Here is an 8,202-nt window from a genome sequence, read left to right as displayed (position 1 = left end):
CGTCGAGGCTGGAGAAGACGTCAAAGGTATAAGTGGCGGGCATGATGTTCTCCTTGAGTGCGGTTGATGGCGCGTTAGTGATATAGACGGGGAACCACCACGAAACTCATCGCTGTGCCCCGTATGCGGCTCGCGTTCTGGCTTTCTCTGTCCGAAAGTTCGCGTTCAATCGGGCCGATACATGGTTCGGGGTGAATCGAGGCAAAATTTCACGACGGTTTCGGTTGCGCAAAGGTACTGCAGCTCACCGGCGATGCGCGGGCCGATATCGCCTGGTCGGCTTTAGTGTTGGCCGCTATGGCCGGACTGAGGACCTGTGTGAAGCGCTGGCGCATAGCGCTTCACGTAACGGCGTCGGCATTGATGGTTGCCATCCTAAGTCTCGCTATCACCCCTGTAGCTCATGCCGCCGCGGCCACGGCGACGTTATCGGTGACATCGACGTGGCAGACCGGTTTCATCGCCCGCTTCACCATCACCAACTTGAGCGCGGCGCCGCTCGCCGATTGGAAGCTTGAATTCGATTTGCCGAGCGGCGAATCCGTCTCGCACACGTGGAATAGCACCGTTACCCAATCTGGAACGCACTATGTTCTCACACCCGCGAATTGGAATCGCATCATTGCACCCGGTGGTTCAGCGACAGGTGGTTTCAGAGGCGTGCTGACCGGTACCTACTCACCACCGTCGAATTGTCTGCTCAATGGGCAATATCCGTGCACCTAATGGCGACTGCACACCTAGGCTCGACGGCCCGACAGTGCGGCAAATGCCATATCGGTTAATGGTTGACACGCATAACGCTGGTGGTCGTCAGAGCGCTCGGCGACAGTATGCCGAACCCTATTGGCGCACAACGGGATAGAGGATACACGGTAGTGGAATGGGAACTACGGCCATATTCGATCTCGCCGTATTACACAGAGCTGCAGCACCAGGTGCAAAGGGGAGACTACAGCCTCACCGGCGTCTCGGTGCGCAGCTGCATGATTTCCGAGATCGCGCCCACGAACGTCGTCTTGCCGGGCCGGAACCCGCCGGACATGACGATCGTCGTCGAGGCGCACCGGACCCTCAGAGTGCTCGTAGACCGCGCAGGGTCCTTCTTATCAGTTCGCGTCGTTCGTCGAGTGTCATCGAGTCACCTTGGGGGGCGTGCACCCGCAAATAACCCTGTGTCACCAGGTCGTCGACCAGGAACCGCGTCGCACCGAGCGGCAACGACAGGCGAGCGGCGATCTCTGCGACCGAGGGGCTATCCGCGCAATACGTCAGGATCTGGCCCCGCACATCATTTCTCCGCCATCGCGGCGGGTTCGCAGTGGTGCTGAGCGCTTCGACTGGAGCCTCCAGCGCCAGGTTGCCATCAGAGTGCGTACGGCCTGCCCTCAGCGTGTATGGCCGGGCCAGGCTCGGCTCGTCCACGGTGTCCGGCTCTGTGAACCAGTCGCCGATCCGTTCGCGCTTGCCCTCCGACTGCTGATGCGCGTCGGTGTGCTTCTCGGGGACAGGTCGCGAACCATGTGGCAGGTCGCGGTTCTGCAAGTACCGCAAGGCCTGGTCGGCATGCACCGAAGCGCGCACCTCGCTGGAGATGACCTTGAGTATGGTGCGGTCGGTGTCGATGACGAAGGTGACCCGTCTGACCGGCAACAGCCGCGCCAGCAGGCCACGGCGCCGAGTGTGCCGGCCACGGCGGACCGCCTGACGCGCCGCGACGGATCTCCGCAGCTTGGCGAGCCTGCCTCGGCGCACCCCGAACAGTTCGGATACCACGCCGTCCACGTCGGAGAGCAGCGGGTAGTCGAACGAGCGCTGTTGGGCGAAGTGGGCCTGCTTGTCGACCGTGTCGGTGCTGATGCCCACGCGCTGCGCGCCCACCGCGGCGAATTCTTTGCTGAGGTTCCGAAAATGACAGCCCTGGACGGTACAGATCGGTGAGGACGCTATCGGGAAGAAGAACAGCACAACCGGTCCTTTGGCAAGGAGCGTGGACAGTGTCCGAGGCCGACCGGTGTGATCATAAAGAGTGAAGTCCGGCGCCTTCTCCCCGGCGATCATCGCCAAAGGGTAACGCTGGGAAGTTCTGCGTGACAGAAGACTGGGGATAATCGGTCATCGCCGAGCAGCTACCAGGTCGGGATCCGTGGTGACCAGCTCGGCCACGTCCCGGACGCGGGCGTGCAGGAGGTGACCGTAAGCCTGCATATTCGGTTAGTGCATAGTGTTGCGGGCGTCAAGTGGTTCGACTGAGCTTCGTACCGGCGAACTCGTTGGCGCGTTAGGCAAGATGACGTCATGGCCGGTCCGTTCCCGCTGTCCGACAGGTCCGGTCGCGCCACGTTGCGTGCTCCTTGATATCCGATGGGACCTCGGTAAGTTGCATCAATTAACAGGCTTATCGTGCATCCGTTGCAATATGCGGTGACGCCCGTCAGTCACGCGTTGCGGCGAAGTGGGCAACAGCCCCCGATCGCAGCAGCCGGTCGACTCGCAACCCGGCTTCCGTGAGCCAGTCGTGCAGGTCGTCGGCGGTGCCGCCGGGGCCGAAAGCCCGGGTGCGCTGAAGCGCTCCAATAAGCATGTCTTGGCGCCGCCCTGCGCCACGGACCACGGCGGAGCCGACGAGGCGGCCGCCGGCTGCCAGGCACCGCGAGATTTCCCGGACAGCTGCTGCAGGGTCGGGCAGGCAATGCAGCCCGTTAAGACAAATACCTAGGTCGAACTCGTTGTCACCGAACGGTATGCGCTGGATGTCGGCTTCGGCGAACTCAACATCGTCGAGGTCCATCACGGATGCCCGCCGCCGGGCCCGCTCAAGCATGTCCGGTGAGATGTCCGCAGCCACATAGCGCACCCGCTGGCCCTTGCGCAGCCCACGCAACGCGAGGCCACCGCCGCAGGGGATGTCCAGTACCGCCGAACCATCGGGCACCTCGCCCACCGCGCGGATAGTGTCGAATAGCAAGCGGGTGTCAGTGCCCCACAGCGCAAGACCCGCGGGCCTAGCCAGCCACTCCCGCTCAACGCCGAAGTCATAGACCGCCCCGCCGAGCTTCCCGATGGTCCATCCGCTCCACGCCTCATAGGTATCAGCCATGCCCCCACGATTGTGGACCGCGCATTGGCCGTCAATGTTCCCACCGCTGTTCGTCATGTTGCCCAGCTCGATACGTATCGCCGGGTACTGGGCCAGGTTTAATCCGGCCAAATCAGCGTGGCTGTAGAGGCCGTTCGGCCCCATGTAGGTCGACGGCTGCAGACCTGATGCGCACAGGGAATTCCGGTCTCGACGTAGTTAGCATCAGCCACCTGCGCATACGACAGGTTTATGACACAACCTCCACGTGATCCGTCCCGATTGAGTTGGCATTCCCGTAACTCGGCATCCCGGGCGCGTGGCGGTCGGGGGGAGAACATAGGCGACCTCAAGGTGGGAGCCGTCGTCAGATCTATCCGGAAACGCGTGCTGATGCAAAACGCGGGCGCTACTTGACATAGTGTCGCTTATCGGTACCGGCTGCTGTGAGTTGCATTAGAGATGAAAAGGCTCGCACCCTTGACGATTCGGCGATATCAGCACGTCACTGCGCTGATTTCGCGTCCCACCGGCCCTGACGGGCCGCTCGCGGGCGTGCCACAACAGCGCGACGGCGCCGCACTGGTGAGTCACTCGACCATCTGGCGACAGCCATGCGGCCGACGATGGGCCTCCCTGCCCTCCCTCTTTGCTGTCGGCAATACGTCACTGTGACGAATTATCCAGAGGCGCAGCGCTATTGGATCATGGTTAATAGATTGCGTACCGCCTAGCGGGCTTGCTTCACCGGCTGGAGACCCCGGCATTGGGCGGGGCCGCCCGGAGGGCTCGGTTAGATTCTCAGCGTTGGTGTCAGCGCGGCGCTCAAGATGTGGGCATCGCTAGTGGCAATGATGAGGTTCCGCCGGGCGGCCTGTGCCACGAGCACCCGGTCGAACGGGTCTTTATGTTCCCACGGCAATCGCCCGGCCAGGATCGCATCCCTGGCGTCAATTGCCAGGTCAGTAGCGGTCATGTCGGCAATAACATCCGACCACGCCGCCAACAGCGGCTCACCGTCGAGACGCCCCAGGCGGGTCTTTATCGCAATCTCCCACGCCGACGCTGCCGAAACCATGAGTTGGGTACTCGACTCGCTGAGCACCTCACGCGCCGAGGTTTGTACCTTCTCGGGCGCACTCACCAGCCAAAGCAGAGCATTCGTATCCAAGAGAACGGCCAGGGGCGGCGACGGCCGGCTCTCCGAAGTCACGAATTGCCTTCCCAGGCAGCGATTTCCGCATCAGGAAGCGGTTCATCGAAGGTATCGGACACCACAAGCGCGGGCAACTGACCAAACTTTCGTGGCCGCGGACGCGCCGGCGTGAGTACCGCCACCGGACGTCCATGGCTGGTAATCGTCACCGACACGCCGGTCCGCGCGACCTCGGCCAAGATGGCATTAAGCTTGGCCTTCGCCTCCGTGCTGGTCACGGTCTTCACACGTTCAGAATACTGCAGAGATGACTAGTTAGACTAGTCCGCTCAGTCTTTGATCCGTGAATCGCATGCCGCCTGCCAAGGGTGTCGAGCCTCGTCTTGCGCCGAGGATGCGACTACGGGTCAACTTTGACGAAGTCAGCCTGCTGGCGACGATCCGTCACCGTGACGAATCCGCTCCCCTAACCCGCTTTGACCATGGCGGCGGTCGGTGTCGGTGGAGCTAGGCAACTGACCTCTCCGACCGGTTGAGCGGCCAGCGAGCAATCGCTCTTGCTCGACAACCGTCGAACGGTTCAGTCGTCATTGCGAAATCGGCGATAGCACCTCGTAGTTGACGCCGAGTACGCGATACGTCGGTTCGGCCCGTCGATCGCAGGTCACCAACGTCAGCTTGTGCTTGCGGGCAGCCGCACCGACGAGACCGTCGTAAACCGCGCCGCCGGCCAAGCCCGCTTCGGCAAACTCTCGCAATAGCTGCTTTGTATCCGTCGCGGACAGGAAGCGAGACTCGGGGAAATTAATCTCCTCCAAGCGAAGTGCTGCAACAGGCGTGAGGCGATGTGGTGGTGGCAGTCGCGTGAGTACCGACAGCAGTTCCGCTGCGGCATGCCCAGACAACCCACGGCGGCATGCGAGAAGCCTGGCTCTGGCGGGCTTGTGAAACAGGTTCTCACGCTGCACTAGTGCAAGTGCCGCGCTGGTGTCGACCAGAACATGTTCAGCGCTGGTCGGCAAGCCGCAACTCCCTGACCGCGTCGACGTCAAGCTCTCGCCCGCCACTGGGCAGCAAGAGAAGTCCGCCCTCTTCGACAAGGTCGTCGGACGCCACGCTTTCGATGCGAATAGCAGCCCCATCGAGCGATATGTCGACCTCGCCCGACGCGATACCCGCCTGCTCGCGGAGCGACTTCGGGATCACCAAGCGTCCAGCCTTATCTATGGTAGTACGCATCCCATCAGTTTACCATCTCGCTGGTATCAGCGTGTTAACACATCTCCTCGCCGCCAAAAGCAGGCCGACGTTGCCCGGTTTAGACCGGTGGTCTAATCTGTAGACCAGTGGTCTAAGACGGGACGGCTGCCCATCGCCACGTCGAAAAGGGGTAGTAAGCATGCGCGCACCCGTCACCGCGACCGATCGCTCGCAACGCACCCGCTCATTCGCCCGCGTGCTCGGGCCGTTCATCGCCGTGGTCCCTGCGATCGTTGCAATCAGGGCCGGAAGCATCGGGAACCAGTTATCCAATTTCTCGACTGACCCGATGTGGCCATGGGTGCTGGGCGCGCTGTTGTTCTTGTCCGGTGTGTTCATCGTTGCGTTTCACCAGTATTGGCGCAGCGTTGCCGCGGTGATCATCTCGCTATTTGGCTGGTTCTTACTGCTACGGGGTTTCACATTGCTCGCCATGCCGCAGCTGATCGTCAAGGGAGCCGAAACCGCCACCGAAACGTCGGGTCCTGGAATCGCCGTTGTGCGGGTCGGGTTCGGGTTGCTCGCGCTGTGCGGGTTGTACCTGGCATATGTGGGGTGGCTGAAGAAGTCCGACTGATCCGATACCGTCATGGCGCGTGTTGTGAAGCAAAAGGACATCCGGCGGGCCGAGGTGCTCGACCAGGCACTCGGGCTGTTTCTCGAGCGCGGTTATGAAAACGTCAGCCTCAACGACCTGCTCGCGGCGACAGGTACCGCGAAAGGCGCCTTCTACCATTATTTTTCGTCGAAGGAGGCCTTGGTAGCGGCACTTGCCGAACGCAGCGCCGCCGAAGCTTTCGAACTGCTGCGTCCGGTCTTCGAGCAGCCCGGCAAGGACGCACTGGAACGCCTCAATGCCGGGCTTGCGGCGAGTTACCAGGTCAAGATGGCCATGGGCGCTCCCGAACAGATCGCGGCGATGGCGTCACTGCTGAAGCCGCACAACCAGGCTCTGTTCGCAAGGATCGTCGCGATCTGGGAGGACCTGTTCCGGCCGGTACTAACCGAAGTCATCAGCCAAGGTGTACGCGAGGGTGTGTTCGACACCTTCGATCCCGAGGGCGTCGGTGAGATCATTCAGGGATTCGCGGCCAGCATGCAGAAATACATGGTTCAGGTGCTCAATGCGCCCGATGCGAAATCACGACGTAAGGCTATCGATGGCTGCGTGAAGCGTCTCAAGCTTCACGGCATCGCGACGGACCGGATCCTCGGTTTACCCGACGGATCGACGGTAGTGCTCGACCGCAAGCAAGTTGGGGCGATGGTCGCGCTCCTCAAGCCCACATGCGGCTAGGTCGGTGCCTGGAACAGAGCCGGATCTGGATCACATCGGTTTCTCGCTTGTGCTGCATTCCTGACGTACTTGACCAGCAAACGCGGCATAGTTATTGGGATCGGTAGCCAGGCCCATAGCTTATGACAACGCCAACGGAGCGGCACCGTCGAAAGGAACCGACAATGCACGGAATTTCGCGGTTTGCGACCACCGTGGTGATGTCGGGCGGTTTGAGCCTGGCCGTTTCGGGCGTGGCCGCGGGGACCGCATATGCGACGGGTCCCAGCTATCAGGGCGGTAACTGCCCGGGCGGGATGACATGCACTCACTGGTGCCCGGGCGACCCGCCTATACCGGGTAGCCAAGTGATTACGTGGGACTGGAACGTCTGCCACGACTGGTATTGGACCTCGGAGGGCGTCATCGACATCGACTCCAACACCATCTATCCGTGGCACGGCAGTCCCCATCAGGCTCCCCCGCCGCCGCCGCCTCCGCCGCCGTATACGCCGCCACCGCCGCAGCCGCTGCCGCCGGATTGCCCACCGTGGTCGCCCATTTTGGCGCCATCGCGGTGTGGCGGTCTTTGATTACAGGCCGTGCAGCTGCTTGATCCGTGCGACAAGGCGGTCGATGTCTGGCTCGGGTCGTGGGCTCGGCTGTGCGCCCGGCGGGTCGACTGGCGGGTCGCCGAGCAGCAGGCGAGCGATATTGCTGACCCCGTATCGCAGCGCGTCCATGTCGTAGCCGCCCTCGAGCACGAAGACGACTTTGTCCGCGCATAAACCTTGCGCCATGCGAACGACTTCCGCGGCCAGGTGGGAATAGCCGGGCAGCGTTAGGCGCATCCCGGCCAACGGATCTGCCCAGTATGCGTCGAACCCCACCGACACGAGCATCAACTCAGGGTCGAAACGCTCAGCGGCCGGCCAGACGACCGTGTCGAAAACCGTTGCGTAGTTGGCGTCGCCGCTTCCGGCGGGCAACGGGATGTTGACCGTGTAGCCCTCGCCGGAGCCGGTGCCGATGTCACCCGCAGCACCGGTGCCGGGATAGAAGGGATACTGGTGCGTCGAAACGTAAAGCACCGATGGATCGTCGTAGAACATGGCTTCGGTGCCATTGCCGTGGTGAACGTCGTAGTCGACGATCAAGATCCGCTCAATCCCGTAATGGGTCTGCGCGTGGCGCACGGCAATGGCGACGTTTCCGAGCAGGCAGAAACCCATCGCCCGATCGGGCATCGCATGATGCCCCGGCGGGCGGACGGCCGCCAGCCCATTGTCGGCGGTTCCGCTGAGCACGGCGTCGGTCGCAGCAACCACACCGCCCGCCGACAATCGCGCGATGGTGAGGGCGTCTGGTCCCGCGTAGGTGTCGGGATCCAGATGAATGGTGCGCGGCGTATCGTTGATGCGTCGCAGTAAG

General features: G+C 62.3%; 11 protein-coding genes and 3 pseudogenes. 4 read left to right on the top strand and 10 right to left on the bottom strand.

Going from position 1 to position 8,202, the window contains the following annotated elements:
* Positions 1 to 297: 297 nt before the first annotated feature.
* On the top strand, positions 298 to 726 hold the full coding sequence (locus VFA16_RS15930; RefSeq protein WP_324968751.1) for a cellulose-binding domain-containing protein: 429 nt from the start codon (positions 298 to 300) through the stop codon (positions 724 to 726).
* Between the two features lie 235 nt (positions 727 to 961).
* On the opposite strand, the pseudogene VFA16_RS15925 reads toward VFA16_RS15930, so the two are convergent.
* From VFA16_RS15925 to VFA16_RS15890, 9 genes and pseudogenes are all read right to left on the bottom strand, one after another.
* Positions 962 to 1,078: pseudogene (locus tag VFA16_RS15925) on the bottom strand (ATP-binding protein); the annotation flags it as partial.
* Complete coding sequence (locus VFA16_RS23825; RefSeq protein ID WP_414687739.1) at positions 1,075 to 1,425, bottom strand: DUF742 domain-containing protein; 351 nt, start codon at positions 1,423 to 1,425, stop codon at positions 1,075 to 1,077. The gene VFA16_RS23825 and the pseudogene VFA16_RS15925, both read right to left, overlap by 4 nt.
* A 108-nt stretch (positions 1,426 to 1,533) precedes the next feature.
* Positions 1,534 to 2,061: pseudogene (locus VFA16_RS23820) on the bottom strand (peroxiredoxin); the annotation flags it as partial.
* Between the two features lie 373 nt (positions 2,062 to 2,434).
* Entirely contained in the window at positions 2,435 to 3,100 is a 666-nt protein-coding gene (locus tag VFA16_RS15915) for a class I SAM-dependent methyltransferase (RefSeq protein ID WP_324968749.1), read from the bottom strand.
* Between the two features lie 42 nt (positions 3,101 to 3,142).
* Positions 3,143 to 3,268, bottom strand: a pseudogene (locus VFA16_RS15910) (N-acetylmuramoyl-L-alanine amidase); the annotation flags it as partial.
* A gap of 604 nt (positions 3,269 to 3,872) precedes the next feature.
* A complete protein-coding gene (locus tag VFA16_RS15905; protein WP_324968752.1) occupies positions 3,873 to 4,262 on the bottom strand; it encodes a type II toxin-antitoxin system VapC family toxin in 390 nt (129 codons plus the stop codon).
* A gap of 26 nt (positions 4,263 to 4,288) precedes the next feature.
* Positions 4,289 to 4,522: a type II toxin-antitoxin system Phd/YefM family antitoxin gene (locus tag VFA16_RS15900; RefSeq protein WP_324968748.1), complete on the bottom strand. Its 234-nt coding sequence runs from the start codon at positions 4,520 to 4,522 to the stop codon at positions 4,289 to 4,291.
* A 300-nt stretch (positions 4,523 to 4,822) separates the two neighbouring features.
* Complete coding sequence (locus VFA16_RS15895) at positions 4,823 to 5,302, bottom strand: type II toxin-antitoxin system VapC family toxin (RefSeq protein WP_324968747.1); 480 nt, start codon at positions 5,300 to 5,302, stop codon at positions 4,823 to 4,825.
* Complete coding sequence (locus VFA16_RS15890) at positions 5,241 to 5,474, bottom strand: AbrB/MazE/SpoVT family DNA-binding domain-containing protein (protein WP_324968746.1); 234 nt, start codon at positions 5,472 to 5,474, stop codon at positions 5,241 to 5,243. The genes VFA16_RS15895 and VFA16_RS15890 overlap by 62 nt, the downstream gene beginning before the upstream one ends.
* A 160-nt stretch (positions 5,475 to 5,634) precedes the next feature.
* Between VFA16_RS15890 and VFA16_RS15885 the strand changes: the two genes are divergently transcribed.
* The 3 genes from VFA16_RS15885 (at position 5,635) to VFA16_RS15875 (ending at position 7,364) form a co-directional block, all read left to right on the top strand.
* The gene (locus VFA16_RS15885; RefSeq protein ID WP_324968745.1) at positions 5,635 to 6,072 is read left to right on the top strand and encodes a hypothetical protein; all 438 of its coding nucleotides are present in this window, start codon (positions 5,635 to 5,637) and stop codon (positions 6,070 to 6,072) included.
* A gap of 12 nt (positions 6,073 to 6,084) precedes the next feature.
* Complete coding sequence (locus VFA16_RS15880) at positions 6,085 to 6,792, top strand: TetR/AcrR family transcriptional regulator (protein ID WP_324968744.1); 708 nt, start codon at positions 6,085 to 6,087, stop codon at positions 6,790 to 6,792.
* Between the two features lie 164 nt (positions 6,793 to 6,956).
* Complete coding sequence (locus VFA16_RS15875; protein ID WP_324968743.1) at positions 6,957 to 7,364, top strand: hypothetical protein; 408 nt, start codon at positions 6,957 to 6,959, stop codon at positions 7,362 to 7,364.
* Here the strand turns inward: VFA16_RS15875 and VFA16_RS15870 are convergent.
* The coding region (locus VFA16_RS15870; protein WP_324968742.1) for a histone deacetylase at positions 7,365 to 8,202 on the bottom strand (838 nt) is incomplete at its 5' end.

The organism is Mycobacterium sp. (assembly GCF_035653355.1).
Classification (GTDB): Bacteria; Actinomycetota; Actinomycetes; order Mycobacteriales; family Mycobacteriaceae; genus Mycobacterium.
Note: the sequence above shows the minus strand (reverse complement) of the source record. Positions and strands in the feature narration are given on the sequence as shown.